At 71.3% G+C, this 13,101-nt stretch carries 10 protein-coding genes; 2 read left to right on the top strand and 8 right to left on the bottom strand.

Features of this window, described 5'->3' with window-relative positions; all coding sequences use genetic code 11:
* Window positions 1–94: 94 nt before the first annotated feature.
* On the bottom strand, window positions 95–1,474 hold the full coding sequence (locus HUT18_RS26375; protein WP_176103028.1) for a hypothetical protein: 1,380 nt from the start codon (window positions 1,472–1,474) through the stop codon (window positions 95–97).
* 491 nt (window positions 1,475–1,965) lie between these two features.
* Between HUT18_RS26375 and HUT18_RS26370 the strand changes: the two genes are divergently transcribed.
* Window positions 1,966–3,552, top strand: coding sequence for a glycoside hydrolase family 30 beta sandwich domain-containing protein (locus HUT18_RS26370; protein ID WP_176104819.1), 1,587 nt, complete (start codon window positions 1,966–1,968; stop codon window positions 3,550–3,552).
* On the opposite strand, the gene cimA is transcribed toward HUT18_RS26370, so the two are convergent.
* The 3 genes from cimA to HUT18_RS26355 form a co-directional block, all read right to left on the bottom strand.
* Window positions 3,513–5,132, bottom strand: a complete 1,620-nt coding sequence (gene cimA, locus HUT18_RS26365; RefSeq protein ID WP_176103027.1) for a citramalate synthase — start codon at window positions 5,130–5,132, stop codon at window positions 3,513–3,515. The genes HUT18_RS26370 and cimA overlap by 40 nt on opposite strands.
* A 445-nt stretch (window positions 5,133–5,577) precedes the next feature.
* Window positions 5,578–6,660 carry a branched-chain amino acid aminotransferase gene (locus HUT18_RS26360; RefSeq protein ID WP_176103026.1) on the bottom strand — a complete coding sequence of 361 codons (1,083 nt, stop codon included), beginning with the start codon at window positions 6,658–6,660 and terminating at the stop codon, window positions 5,578–5,580.
* Window positions 6,661–6,923: 263 nt separating this feature from the next.
* Entirely contained in the window at window positions 6,924–7,964 is a 1,041-nt protein-coding gene (locus HUT18_RS26355) for a 3-isopropylmalate dehydrogenase (protein ID WP_176103025.1), read from the bottom strand.
* Between the two features lie 142 nt (window positions 7,965–8,106).
* Here HUT18_RS26355 and HUT18_RS26350 point away from each other — a divergent pair, with 142 nt between their 5' ends.
* Entirely contained in the window at window positions 8,107–9,699 is a 1,593-nt protein-coding gene (locus HUT18_RS26350) for a metallophosphoesterase family protein (RefSeq protein ID WP_176103024.1), read from the top strand.
* 230 nt (window positions 9,700–9,929) lie between these two features.
* Here HUT18_RS26350 and HUT18_RS26345 read toward each other — a convergent pair whose 3' ends face one another.
* The 4 genes from HUT18_RS26345 to HUT18_RS26330 all read right to left on the bottom strand — a co-directional run bounded on the left by HUT18_RS26345 (window position 9,930) and on the right by HUT18_RS26330 (window position 12,937).
* The gene (locus tag HUT18_RS26345) at window positions 9,930–10,073 is read right to left on the bottom strand and encodes a hypothetical protein (protein ID WP_176103023.1); all 144 of its coding nucleotides are present in this window, start codon (window positions 10,071–10,073) and stop codon (window positions 9,930–9,932) included.
* Between the two features lie 363 nt (window positions 10,074–10,436).
* Complete coding sequence (locus HUT18_RS26340; RefSeq protein ID WP_176103022.1) at window positions 10,437–10,991, bottom strand: hypothetical protein; 555 nt, start codon at window positions 10,989–10,991, stop codon at window positions 10,437–10,439.
* Window positions 10,988–12,259 (bottom strand): ImmA/IrrE family metallo-endopeptidase, encoded by a 1,272-nt coding sequence (locus HUT18_RS26335; protein ID WP_176103021.1) that lies wholly within the window; start codon window positions 12,257–12,259, stop codon window positions 10,988–10,990. The genes HUT18_RS26340 and HUT18_RS26335 overlap by 4 nt, the downstream gene beginning before the upstream one ends.
* Before the next feature lie 135 nt (window positions 12,260–12,394).
* The gene (locus HUT18_RS26330) at window positions 12,395–12,937 is read right to left on the bottom strand and encodes a GNAT family N-acetyltransferase (RefSeq protein WP_176103020.1); all 543 of its coding nucleotides are present in this window, start codon (window positions 12,935–12,937) and stop codon (window positions 12,395–12,397) included.
* Between the last annotated feature and the right edge of the window lie 164 nt (window positions 12,938–13,101).

Here is a 13,101-nt window from a genome sequence, read left to right as displayed (position 1 = left end):
ACCGGGCCCGGCGCCCTGTCGGGCGCCGCACGGACGGTTGGCCGAAATCCGCTGCCCGGCCGAACCCGGGAAGCCGAACCCCGGAAGCCGAACCCTAGAACCCGCCCCCGAAGTCCCCTCCGCCGCCGAAGCCGCCCCCGTCGCCGAAGCCTCCGCCGTCCCCGAATCCGCCGCCGTAGTCGCCGGAGTCGAAGTCGGAACCGGACTGGTCGCCGCCCTCGAAGCCACCGCCGCCGTCGTTGAAGCCCTCGGTGTGGCCGTAGTCGGCGGCGTAGCCGGGCGTCGCCATCATGCTGCCGAGCATGGTGCCGAGGAGCAGGCCGGGCAGGATGCCGCCGCCGAAGTAGCCGCCCACCCAGGGGCCGTAGGCGGGACCGGCCTCCCAGTACGGGCGCCGCCCCTGGTCGGTGTCGACCTCGCGTACGGCCGGGTCCGCGCCGTCGGCGATCCGGGTACGGTCCGCCGCGCAGACCGGGACCTCGCGCGCCTGGCCGCCCGAGGGGCGCCAGTCGACGTCGGCGACCGAGGGTCCGTGCCGCGGGTCGAAGAAGCAGGGCGGCCGCCGCTCGGGAGTTTCCTCGCCCGCACGGCGCGCGGCGAGCACGGCCAGCGAGAAGCGGCCGTCCTCCAGGGACTGCGTCACCGCCCGTACGTCGTCCGGCTGCCGGGCCTGGTCCATGTACCGCTTGGCCTTCTCGTACGCGTCCAGCGCGTGCTCGTAGTCGGCGCGCATGGCGTCGTCGGCGGCCGGGTCGGCGGGGTCGAAGTCCAGCCGGTCCAGTTCCTCGCCGTACGCGGTGATGTCCTCGTCGACCACCACCCGCAGCTTGTCCAGGGCCGCCTGCCGCTCCGCCTCCTTGCGGCGCCGCTTGCGCCTGAGCACCGTGTAACCGCCCACGCCGCCGAGCAGCAGGACCGAGCCGACCACGATCAGCGCACCGACGTGCACACCGCCGCTGTCTCCGTTCGAGGACGTGCCGCCCGCCCACGACTCGGGCGCCGAGCCCTCGGCCTGCTGCACGGCCCGGTCCACGAAGGTGTTCAGCTGTGCCTTCGCGTCCTCGCCCTCCACCGCGCCGACCAGGTTGCGGGTTTCCTGCCCGCTCATCACGGCGGCGTCGGCGCGTGCGTCGAAGGCGTCACCGAGGCGGATGCCGTAGACGCCCGTGACACCGGTCAGGGCGCGCAGGTCGTTGAAGAGGCCGTCGGTGCGGTAGCCCTCGGGCAGCACGGCGACGAAGACGGGCTTGTCGGCGTTCTCGATCCGTTCGGAGAGCGCGTCGGCCTCGGCGTCGCTGAGCGTTCCGGAGGCCTCGGGGTCGACATAGACCGGGTCCCGCTGGAGTTCCTCGGCGATGGTGTCCACGCTGGTGTCGGCCCGGGCCTGGGGCGCCATCACGGCGAGCAGCCCGAGAAAGGCGGCGACCAGGACCAGCAGGGTCCCGCGCAGGCGTCGGAGCTGTACGCCGTTCATACCTCGAAGCTACCCGATAGGCAGCCAATAGGGATATTCCCTCCAAATAAGGACGTCCGGATAAGGGCATCCGGCGGACGGGCTCGGGGGTTCGGCGCCGGGTCCTCGCACGGCGACTTCCGGGCCCCGCGGATCAACGGCCCGCGTCGGCCCCCGACCCCGCACTCCCCCTCCACTCACCACACCCCCTGCTGCCACACTGGTAAGCAGGACCCCTCAACTGCACGGCAATCACAGTGGACTTGCGTAGTAGCAATTGTTAACTCCGGGAAAAACAAGGCCGTACGACGTTCTGTCAGACCCGGACAATTGTGCAGGCACTCGTACGAGTGAACCCTCCTGAATCCTTTCACGCACCCCTGAAAGCCCTTGACGCTTCTGCGAATTGGCCGTTTACTCACGCCTCGGACGCGCCCACTCCCCCACCCCACGAAGGGCGGCGGCCCATGATCCTTCCGAGGTATGCCCGCAATCTGCGGACCCTGCTCGCCATGGCGCTGATCCTCTTCGCCCTCGGCGGCCTGACCTCCTCCGCGCACAGCGTGCCGCGTGCCGTCGGCGAGCCGGTGACCGCCTGGCTCACCACCACCGACGACGAGGGCGGCCGCCATGTGGTCCGCGGACTGGAGAAACAGGAGCCCTTCGTCTTCGAGGAGGGCACCGGCGGTCCCGGCGTGAACGTCACCGTGGACGAGACCCGGCGCTACCAGCCCTTCACCGGCGGCGGCGCCTCCTTCACCGACACCGCCGCCTGGCTGATGAACTCCAGCGGCGCCCTGCCCGCCGCCACCCGCGACCGGGTCATGCAAAAGCTCTTCTCGCCGAAGGACGGCATCGGCCTGTCCTTCCTGCGCAATCCCATCGGCGGCTCCGACCTCGCGCGCCGGCCCTACTCGTACGACGACATGCCGAAAGGCCAGGACGACCCGGACCTGTCCCGCTTCTCCATCGAGCACGACCTCACCGACATCGTTCCCCTCACCCGGCAGGCCCGGCGTCTGAACCCCGCGCTGACCGTGATGGGCTCGCCCTGGTCGGCGCCGGGCTGGATGAAGGACAGCGACCGTCTCGACGGCGGGTGGCTGGCCGCGCGCTACTACGGGACGTACGCGAAGTACCTGGTCAAGTACGTTGAGGCGTACCGGGAACAGGGCATCCCCGTCGACTTCGTGACCGCGCAGAACGAGCCGACCTGCTGCGCCGGATACCCCTCGATGAGCTGGCAGGGCGAGGGCCTGCGCTACTTCACCGAGCAGGAGCTGCTGCCCCGGCTGAAGGCGGCGGGGCTGAGCACCAAGGTGCTCGCGCACGACTGGAACTGGGACACCTTCCAGGAGTACGGCGCCCCGACGGTCGACGATCCCGACATCCGCGCCCACCCCAACTTCGGCGGCATCGCCTGGCACGGCTACGGCGGGGACATCGGCCCGCAGGCCCGCGTGCACAACCGGTACCAGGGGCTGCCCGCCTACGGCACCGAGCACTCGGGCGGCACCTGGGTGAGCAACCAGCAGAGCGCCGACATGCACGACATCATCGACTACTCGCGGAACTGGGCGAGGAGCGTGAGCAAGTGGTCGCTCGCCGTCGACCAGGACCACGGGCCGCACACCGGCGGCTGCGGCATCTGCACCGGCCTGGTCACCGTGCACCACGGCGACGGCCAGGAGGGCCGGGTCGACTACACGGTCGAGTACTACACGATGGGGCACCTGACCAAGTTCGTCCGGCCGGGCGCCCTGCGGGTCGCCTCCACCGGCAGCGCCGAGGTGCCCAACGTGGTCTGGCGCAACGGCGACGGCGGCAAGGCCCTGATCGCGTACAACGAAGCGGCCGAGCCCCGCACTCTGACCATCAACTGGGGTGGGGCGCACGCCACTTACCGGCTGCCGGGGCGGACCTCGGCGACCTTCACCTGGTCGGGCTCGCAGGGCGCCTCCGGCCCGTACGTCGGGCCGGAGGCGACGGTACGCGAGCGGCCCCGGGCCGAGCGGCGGGGCCGGATGCCCGGGCCCGACCCGCGCACGCGCCCGACGGCTCAGTCGGTGGGCTCGACCCCGGCACGCAGGAGGCCGTAGGTGTACGCGTCCTCCAGGGCCTGCCAGGAGGCTGCGATGACGTTCTCGCCGACGCCGACCGTGGACCACTCACCGGTTCCGTCCGTCGTCGAGACGAGGACCCGGGTGGTGGACTCGGTGCCGTGCACGCCCTCCAGGATGCGCACCTTGTAGTCGACGAGTTCGAGCTTGGCGAGCTGCGGGTGGATGCGTTCCAGGGCGACCCGCAGGGCCCGGTCGAGCGCGTTGACCGGGCCGTTGCCCTCCGCGGTGGCGACGATGCGCTCGCCCTTGGCCCAGAGCTTCACGGTGGCCTCGTTGGCGTGCGTGCCGTCGGGGCGGTCCTCGATGATGGCGCGCCACGACTCGGTACGGAAGAAGCGCGGCACTTTGCCGTCGACCTCGGTGCGCAGCAGCAGTTCGAAGGAGGCGTCGGCGGCCTCGTACGAGTAGCCCCGAAGCTCGCGTTCCTTGACCCGCTCGACGACCCGGCCGACCAGTTCCCGGTCGTCGCCGAGGTCGATGCCCAGTTCCTTGCCCTTGAGCTCGATGGACGCGCGGCCCGCCATGTCGGAGACCAGCATGCGCAGCCGGTTGCCGACGAGGTCGGGGTCGATGTGCTGGTAGAGGTCCGGGTCGACCTTGATCGCCGAGGCGTGCAGTCCGGCCTTGTGGGCGAAGGCGGAGACGCCGACATAGGGCTCGTGGGTGGAGGGCGTGAGGTTGACGACCTCGGCGATGGCGTGCGAGATCCGGGTCATCTCGCGCAGCGCGCCCTCGGGCAGGACCTGCTTGCCGTACTTGAGCTCCAGGGCCGCGACCACGGGGAACAGGTTGGCGTTGCCGACGCGCTCGCCGTAGCCGTTGGCGGTGCACTGCACATGGGTGGCGCCCGCGTCCACGGCGGCCAGGGTGTTGGCGACCGCGCAGCCGGTGTCGTCCTGGGCGTGGATACCGAGCCGGGCGCCGGTGTCGGCGGCCACCGTGGCGACGACGGCCTGGATCTGGGCGGGGAGCATGCCGCCGTTGGTGTCGCAGAGGACCACGACGTCGGCGCCCGCCCCGTGGGCGGCACGGACCACGGCCTTGGCGTACTCGGGGTTGGCGCGGTAGCCGTCGAAGAAGTGCTCGCAGTCCACGAACACCCGGCGGCCCTGCTCGCGCAGGAAGGCAACGGTGTCACGGACCATCTCGACGTTCTCGTCGAGTGTGGTGCGCAGCGCCCGCTCCACGTGCTTGTCGTGCGACTTGGCCACGATGGTCACGACCGGGGCGCCGGACGCGACGAGCGCCTTGACCTGCGGGTCCTCGGCCGCGACGCCGCCCGCGCGGCGGGTGGCGCCGAAGGCGACGAGCTGGGCGTTGCGGAAGGTGATCTCCTGCTGTGCGCGGGCGAAGAACTCCGTGTCCCGCGGGTTGGCGCCGGGCCAGCCGCCCTCGATGAAGCCCACGCCGAACTCGTCCAGGTGCCGTGCGATGGTCAGCTTGTCCGCGACGGTGAGGTTGATGCCCTCGCGCTGCGCGCCGTCGCGCAGGGTGGTGTCGAAGACGTGAAAGCTGTCGTCGACGCGCGAGGCGTCGTCGGTGGCCTTGACTGTCATGGCTTGCCTGACTCCTGTCGGTGAGTGGCTCCGATGGGTCCCTGCACGGGAGAAATCCCAGGCCAGGGATGCTGGCTCCACCTGCCCCCATCATCGCGCGCACTCCGCCGCCGGCCGGGTGTGGTCCGGAAACGAAAAAACCTCTCGCGGGTGCGAGAGGTCTGCGCGCGGGTCTGGGGCACGATGTCCGCTGCCCGGGTTGTCGTCCTCGGGTTCAGCGGTCACTGCGGACCGGCGCGCTGCTGCCAATAATCATGGCCGTAGCGAGCATGGACGGAAGTCTGCCACAGGTCCCACGTCCGCGGCGGGGGGTCTCATCATGTGGGCGGTGTGGGCCTCTGACGTGGGACGGGGCCCGTCCGCGGGTGTGCGGACGGGCCCCGTCGCCTACGGAAGCGGAGTCCGGTGGCGGCGCCTGCGGGCAGGGCCGCCGAGGGCTCCCGGATCAGACGATGCCGTGCATCCAGCCGTGCTTGTCCTCGGCCTTGCCGGTCTGGATGTCGAGGAGGGAGCCGCGCAGCTTCATGGTGACCTCGCCCGCCTCGCCGCCGGACTGGGTCCACTCGCCGGAGGCCGTCTTGACGGTGCCGACCGGGGTGATGACGGCCGCGGTGCCGCAGGCGAAGACCTCGGTGAGGGTGCCGTTCTCGGTGTCCGCGCGCCACTGGTCCAGGGAGACGCGGCTCTCCTCGGACTCGTAGCCGAGGTCACGGGCGACCTTGAGCAGCGAGTCACGGGTGATCCCGGCGAGCAGCGAGCCGGTCAGGGTCGGCGTGACGATCTTGTTCCCGTACACGAAGTACAGGTTCATGCCGCCCAGTTCCTCGACCCACTTGTGCTCGACGGCGTCCAGGTAGGCGACCTGGGCGCAGCCGTGCTGGGCGGCCTCGGCCTGGGCGAGCAGGGAGGCCGCGTAGTTGCCGCCGGTCTTGGCGTCACCGACGCCGCCGGGCACCGCGCGCACCCGGTCCTCGGAGATCCAGATGGAGACCGGCTTCACACCGCCGGGGAAGTACGCACCGGCGGGCGAGGCGATAACCAGGAAGAGGTACTCCTTGGCCGGGCGCACGCCGAGCCCGACCTCCGTGGCGATCATGAACGGCCGCAGGTAGAGCGAGGACTCGCCGCCGTGGGCCGGGACCCAGGCCTGGTCCTGCTTGACCAGCGCGTCGCAGGCGGCGACGAACAGCTCGTCGGGCACCTCCGGCATCGCCATCCGCCGGGCGGAGGCGCGGAACCGGGCGGCGTTCGCCTCGGGCCGGAAGGTGGCCACGGAGCCGTCGGGGCGGCGGTAGGCCTTGAGTCCCTCGAAGATCTCCTGCGCGTAGTGCAGGGTCATATTGGCCGGGTCGATGGACAGCGGCGCGTACGGGACGAGCTCGGCGTCGTGCCAGCCGCGGCCCTCGGTCCAGCGCACCGACACCATGTGGTCGGTGAAGTGACGGCCGAATCCGGGGTCGGCCAGGATGGCCTCGCGTTCGGCGTCCGCCAGTGGCCGGGCGGAGGGCTTGAGCTCGATCGTCGTCATGGTGAGTCCTTCACAGTCGTCAGGGCGGACCGCGCCGCACGCCCTATCGCTACTGCCAGGACGTCAGAGCTTGCCTCATACCGCGGCCCCGCGTCCGATTATCGCGCGATGGCCGACATGGTCCAGGGCGGTGCGAGGGCGATCCGGATTCCGATGGTGGCACCCGGCGACGAAACGAGGAAGCCGCCGGGTCGTTGCGAGCCCGGCGGCTTCCTCGAAGATGTTTCCCCGGGAGGCCCCGGGGATGGTGTGCTCCGCCGGGATCAGCCGGCTACTCGGGCGGCGAGGGCGTCGCCGATCTCGTCGGTGCTGCGGGGCGCGGTGCCGCGCGCGGCGAGGTCGGCGGTGACCGCTTCCTCGACCCGGGCGGCCTCGGCCTCGAAGCCGAGGTGGCGAAGGAGCAGCGCGACCGAGAGCACGGTGGCCGTGGGGTCGGCCTTGCCCTGTCCCGCGATGTCGGGCGCGGAGCCGTGCACCGGCTCGAACATCGACGGGAATTCCCCGGTCGGGTTGATGTTGCCGGAGGCGGCCAGGCCGATGCCGCCGGTGACGGCCGCGGCGAGGTCGGTGAGGATGTCGCCGAAGAGGTTGTCGGTGACGATGACGTCGAAGCGCTCGGGCTGGGTCACGAAGAAGATCGTGGCCGCGTCGACGTGCAGGTAGTCGGTGGTGACCTCGGGGTACTCGGCGGCGACCCGGTCGAAGATGCTCTTCCACAGGTGGCCCGCGTAGACGAGGACGTTGTTCTTGTGGACCAGCGTCAGCTTCTTGCGCGGGCGGGCCTGGGCACGCTCGAAGGCGTCGCGGACCACGCGCTCGACGCCGTAGGCCGTGTTCAGGCTGACCTCGGTGGCCACCTCGGCGGGCGTGCCGGTGCGCAGCGAGCCGCCGTTGCCGGTGTACGGGCCCTCGGTGCCCTCGCGGACCACGACGAAGTCGATCCGCGGGTCCCCGGCCAGCGGGCTCACCGTGTTCGGGAAGAGCCTGCTCGGGCGCAGGTTGATGAAGTGGTCGAAGGCGAACCGCAGTTTGAGCAGCAGCCCCCGCTCCAGGACACCGGAGGGGACGGTCGGGTCGCCGATCGCACCCAGCAGGAGCGCGTCGTGCTCCCTGAGCTGTTCCAGCTCCGTGTCCGGGAGGGTCTCGCCGGTCCGGTGCCAGCGCTTGGCGCCGAGGTCGTACTCCCGGGTCTCCAGCTTCACGTCCTCGCCGAGAACGGCATCGAGAACCTTCAGCCCCTGGGCCACGACCTCCTGGCCGATACCGTCACCGGGAATCACTGCGAGATTGATGGTGCGCGACATGGCGTCACCGTACTACCCGTCTTAGCCAATGACACGTACCGTCCACCATGCGGACGCGGGTTCGCGGCACGGCACCGTTCCGTCGAGCCTCGTTCACCTGAAATCCCCGTCCGTGCAGGTAAGTCCTGCCAACTTGGCCGGCATGGACACTCCCGACGTCGGCATTCCGGAGCAGCTCGCGCGCCGGATGAGCATGCCGGAACAGCACGAGTACCTGCGCCGGAAGTTCTCCCGCCGCAAGGCCCTGACCGGCGCGGCCGTGGCCGCGAGCGCCGCCGGGGGCGTCGGGTTCCTGGCGGGCAACTCCGGTGCCGCGTACGGCAATCAGCACCGGGCGCCGCTCGCCGCCCCGGCCCCGGTCAAGGTGGACGGTTCGCTGGTGGCGCCGTTCGGGCGGCATCTGGCCTTCGGCGCGGACCCCAGGACCCAGATGCGGATCTCCTGGCAGGTCCCGTTCACGGTGAAGAACCCGTACGTACGCGTCGGCACCCGCCCCTGGGACCTCGGCGAGAAGATCACCGCCGAGGTCCGCGCCCTGCACACGCCCGCCCTGTCGGGCAAGCTGCCCGAGGTCCAGCAGTACTACCTGCACGCGGCACTGGACGGACTGCGGCCCGGCACCACGTACTACTACGGCGTCGGCCACGAGGGGTTCGACCCAGCCTCGCCCGAGCGCCTGGCCACCCTCGGCTCGTTCCGTACGGCGCCCGCCCGGCCGGAGACCTTCGTCTTCACCGCCTTCGGCGACCAGGGCGTGAGCTATGACGCGCTCGCCAACGATCAGGTGATCCTCGGCCAGAACCCGTCCTTCCATCTGCACGCGGGCGACATCTGCTACGCGGACAGCAGCGGCCACGGCAAGGAGAGCGACACCTACGACGCCCGCGTCTGGGACACCTTCCTCGCCCAGACCGAGTCGGTGGCCAAATCGGTGCCGTGGATGGTGACCACCGGCAACCACGACATGGAGGCCTGGTACTCCCCCAATGGCTACGGCGGCCAGTCGGCCCGCTGGTCGCTGCCCGAGAACGGCCCGGACGCGAAGAAGGCGCCGGGCGTGTACTCCTTCGTCTACGGCAACGTCGGCGTGATCGCCCTGGACGCGAACGACGTCTCGTACGAGATCCCGGCCAACAAGGGCTATCTGGACGGCCGTCAGACGGGCTGGCTGGACGAGCGCCTCGGCGAGCTGCGCGCCCGGGACGACATCGACTTCCTGGTGGTCTTCTTCCACCACTGCATGTACTCGACGTCGACCCACGGCTCCGACGGCGGTGTCCGCACTGCCTGGCAGCCGCTGTTCGAGCGCCACCAGGTGGACCTGGTCATCAACGGACACAATCACGTCTACGAGCGCACGGACGCGGTCAAGGGCAAGGGCGAGGTGGGCAGGAAGGTGCCGATCGGCGCCACCACGGATCCCACCCGCGACGGCATCGTCTATGTGACGGCCGGTGGCGCGGGCAAGGACCTGTACAGCTTCCCGGTCGGTGTGAAGGACAGCTACGAGGGCCATGTCGAGGACCGCGAGTCGATCCTCACCTTCCACTGGACCAAGCTGCGACTGCCCGACCCGGACACCGTCGAGTGGTCCCGGGTGCGCTACACCGGCTTCTCCTTCCTCGCGGTGGAGGTGGAGACCGGCGCGGCGCCACGGATGAAGGTCTCCGCGCTCGCCCAGAGCGGTGAGCGCATCGACTACTTCGAGATCGCCCGGGGCACGCGCGGGCAGTGAGGAATCCGCCCGCGCGTCCACGGGGGCAGGGCGGTGAAGTCACGGCCACCGGCCGCCGCGTCCGCCCACTGAGGGATCGGGCGCGGCGGCCGGGGCTTTTTCCGGCTTGGGTTTGCTGCGGCTCGTTGGTGCTTACGAGTTGATGCGGCTCGTGAGGTGGTGCGGCTCGCGTCGTCGCGACTCGCGTCGTCGCGGCTTACGAGTGCCGGGCTGCCCCGTGCGCGGTTCGGTTACGGGTGCGGGGCGTCGTGGCCCCAGTGGCCGCCGTTGTCGCGGCGGTCGAGGGCGCGCTGGAGGGCTGCGGCGGCGTTCTTGCGCTCGGTGGCGGTCGCGCGGGGGGCGCGGCGGACACGGCGGGCGGTCGTCTCGGCCATGGGAAATCGACTCCTGACATTCGGGAGTTGAGCGGGGGATATCGAGACGCCGGATGGGCGGGGAACTCGCGCCGCAGGGGTCACCTGCCTGAGGGCATCGAGCTCTCGTCCGCCTTCGCTTGATCGAGCGAAACGTTCGGCTTCCTACAAAGCTAAGCGCTTGCGGAGCGGCTGTCTCCACAATTACTCGGACTTCCTACTATCTGAGACGGGTAGTTTCCCCGCTCCCCCGCAAGGGGCCGTTGACCGGGTGTTTTCCGTCCGTTCGCCGATGTGACGTGCGCCTCGCGGCGGCGGTGGCAGCCGAAGCGGAGGGAGGGATTCTGGCCGGATCGGGGCGGTTCGGCCGATGGGGTGGCCCGCTCAGCGGTCCGGCAGCAGGTCCGCGGGCCGGGCCGGGACCCCGCGCAGGAAGCGGCCCGCGCGCTGCATGCCGCGGAGCAGTCCGTGCGCCTCGTCGCAGGGCACAAGGGAGTCCGCGACGGCCAGACGCATCAGTCCGACGGTGTCCAGGACGTCGATGCCGCGGCGCCGCGCGTACCGTCCGGCCTCGCCGTCGTCGGTGATCCACAGCGCGCCCTCGTAGCCCTCGCGGTTCTCGATGACCACCAGGGTCTCGGCCTCGCCGAGGTGCTGGAGCGGGCGGTTCGGACGGCCGCCGAAGACGGCGCGGCGCAGGCGGTCGACGAGCACCAGCTCGGCCGGGTCGTCCACGACCAGCGGTTCGCCGAGCCAGCTCTCGTCGCTCAGGATGCCCAACTCGGGTAAGTAGCGGGCCGAGTTGGCGGCCTCGGCGGCCACCGCCTCGGTCCAGCGGCCGCGTCCGTCGAGGATCTTCTCCAGCAGGCGCAGTCGCGAGACGGCCGCGAAATTGCACAGGACGGTGTTGTCGGGAAAGCACCAGACGCCGTGGGTCATGGCTGGAAGACCAGGTCCCCCGTCTCGGTCCCGGCGTGTGCCAGGGGGAGCGACGCCGCCTCGAACACCTCGGCCGTCCCGGGCTCCAGGGCCGCGTGGAGCTCCTCGGGGTCTGTCTCGCAGTACGCGGCGAGCGTGCGCAGCGTGGTGTCACCGGCGAGGTAGGCCTCATACAGGGCGCGGGCCGGGCGCGGCGGGATCCGGTGGGCCTGGGCCCAGGCCGCCCGCGCCTCGAAGTCCTCACCTCGTCCGGCGAGCAGGTGGCAGGCCTTGGCCGTCAACGTCCGCCAGCGGGCGCACTGTTCGGAGTCGATGGCGCCGAGCCCTTCGAGCCGGGCCGCGAGCGCGCTCGGCGAGACCTTGAAGCGGACGACCAGGGAGCGGAAGTCCTCGTCGGTGGGCCGTCGGCCGCCGAGCGCCGCGGTGATCTCGGCGCGCGGCATCAGGAAGTTGGCGGCGAAGACATTGGCGCGCACCTCGCCGAGGTCCTTCTGCCGCCCCGGCGAGAGCCGCGTCTCGGTGAGCATGTCCTGCGCGTCGCGGGCGAGGATGTGGCCCAACTCGTGGGCCAGCGTGAAGCGTTGCCGGGTCCAGGCGGCACCGGCCCGCAGCAGCACCAGACGGAATCCGTCGGCCTGCCAGGCGGCGCCGTCCACCCCGCGCGGCAGCTCCGCCTTGGCGACGTCCACCCCGAAGGCGCGCTCCAGAGCGGCGACCAGTTCGGCGGTCTCGCACTCGGCCACCGGCAGCGCGCCCGCGCGGCCGGTCAGCTCCAGGGCCTCGGCCGCGAGCGCCTCGCCCTGCTCGACGTGCCGCTCAAGACCGGCCCCGGACGAGGACGACCCCGTACCGTCCGCCGGGCCGTCGGCGACTTCGGCGCCGTCCGAGGGCGACGCGGGCAGACCGGGAAGGGTGGGCAGGGTGGGCAACTGCGCCTGCCTGCCGAGCAGTTCGAGCACCTCGTAGGCGGCGGTGAAGCGCTCGACGAGGGTGCGCAGTTCCTCACGGGTGGCGTCGGTGCCGATCGGGGCCGTGGTGCGCGCGGCGAACGCGGGGCGCAGCGGCTCGCGGCCGCTCAGCAGCCAGTCGACGGTGGTACTGCCCTCCTCGGCGATCCGCGCGAGGTCGAGCGAGGTGAATCGCCGCGTGCCCTTGAGGGACTTGGACAACTTGTCGGCGCTCAGCCCGATACTGCGCCCGAACGCCGCCTGCGAGGCGCCTGCGCCGTCCATGACCTTGCGCACCCGGTCCGCGACTGTCTCCGCCATATGTCGAGAGTAGAGGCGGCTTGCGAAAATCGCAATGCGGGGGTGCGGGTCGTTGCGGGCGGGCGCGTTCTCCGCCCTCGCCGTCCGGCTTGTGAAGCCTGACCTGGCCGCGAGGCCGCCCCGCCGGTCAGCTGCTCAGAGCACGTCCCCGTCCCGCCAGTCGAAGAACAGGCCCTGCTCCGCGTCGAGTTGGGGGCCGCCCGGTACCTCCCGCAGGAAGGTGCTGCCCTCCTCGTCCGGCAGCCGGAGCGGACCGTCCGGGCCTAGCGCACCGATCCGGCCGGGCCACACCTGCCAGCCGCGGGACCGGTAGAGCGCGGCACCGGCGTCGCTCGCCGAGAGCGCCCCGAGCTCGTAGGCCGCGTCGATCACGCGCTCCGCGGCCGCCATGATCCTGCCGCCGTGACCGCTGCGGTGCAGCTCCGGCCGTACGGCGACGGCCTCCACGTAGCCCACCCGCAGCGAACGCCCGGCATGCCGCACCCGGCGCTGGATCACCGCGCCGTGCGCGAGCAGCCCGTCCTCGCCGGTGAGCAGGACGTGCAGTCCGCCGAGGGCGTGGTCCCAGTCCTGTGCGTCGAACTCGCCCTCGAAGGCGGTGTCCAGGAGTGCGCGGATCCCGGAGAGTTGATCCGCTGCGAGGTCGGCGGTGTGCGCGAGGGTCACCTGCGGTTGCATGCGGCCATTATCCGGGGGCGTACGCCCTCGCTGCCGGGGATTTTCGCCGGGGCCGAGGCCGCCCCCACAGACGGCCTCGGCCCCGTCGCCCCGCCCTCACGAGGCGCCGCGCCCCGGCCGCGAAGGAGGGATTCGGCCGGGGCGCGGGGTGGGTGCGGCCGCAG

It is taken from the genome of Streptomyces sp. NA04227 (genome assembly GCF_013364195.1).
Taxonomy (GTDB): Bacteria; Actinomycetota; Actinomycetes; order Streptomycetales; family Streptomycetaceae; genus Streptomyces.
This window is presented reverse-complemented; position numbering and strand designations above follow the sequence as displayed.

Bases quoted from the DNA above. Each gene is read 5' to 3' on its own strand.
- HUT18_RS26375 (WP_176103028.1), bottom strand. From the start codon at position 1,474: ATGAACGGCGTACAGCTCCGACGCCTGCGCGGGACCCTGCTGGTCCTG.
- HUT18_RS26370 (WP_176104819.1), top strand. From the start codon at position 1,966: ATGGCGCTGATCCTCTTCGCCCTCGGCGGCCTGACCTCCTCCGCGCAC.
- cimA (WP_176103027.1), bottom strand. From the start codon at position 5,132: ATGACAGTCAAGGCCACCGACGACGCCTCGCGCGTCGACGACAGCTTT.
- HUT18_RS26360 (WP_176103026.1), bottom strand. From the start codon at position 6,660: ATGACGACGATCGAGCTCAAGCCCTCCGCCCGGCCACTGGCGGACGCC.
- HUT18_RS26355 (WP_176103025.1), bottom strand. From the start codon at position 7,964: ATGTCGCGCACCATCAATCTCGCAGTGATTCCCGGTGACGGTATCGGC.
- HUT18_RS26350 (WP_176103024.1), top strand. From the start codon at position 8,107: ATGGACACTCCCGACGTCGGCATTCCGGAGCAGCTCGCGCGCCGGATG.
- HUT18_RS26345 (WP_176103023.1), bottom strand. From the start codon at position 10,073: ATGGCCGAGACGACCGCCCGCCGTGTCCGCCGCGCCCCCCGCGCGACC.
- HUT18_RS26340 (WP_176103022.1), bottom strand. From the start codon at position 10,991: ATGACCCACGGCGTCTGGTGCTTTCCCGACAACACCGTCCTGTGCAAT.
- HUT18_RS26335 (WP_176103021.1), bottom strand. From the start codon at position 12,259: ATGGCGGAGACAGTCGCGGACCGGGTGCGCAAGGTCATGGACGGCGCA.
- HUT18_RS26330 (WP_176103020.1), bottom strand. From the start codon at position 12,937: ATGCAACCGCAGGTGACCCTCGCGCACACCGCCGACCTCGCAGCGGAT.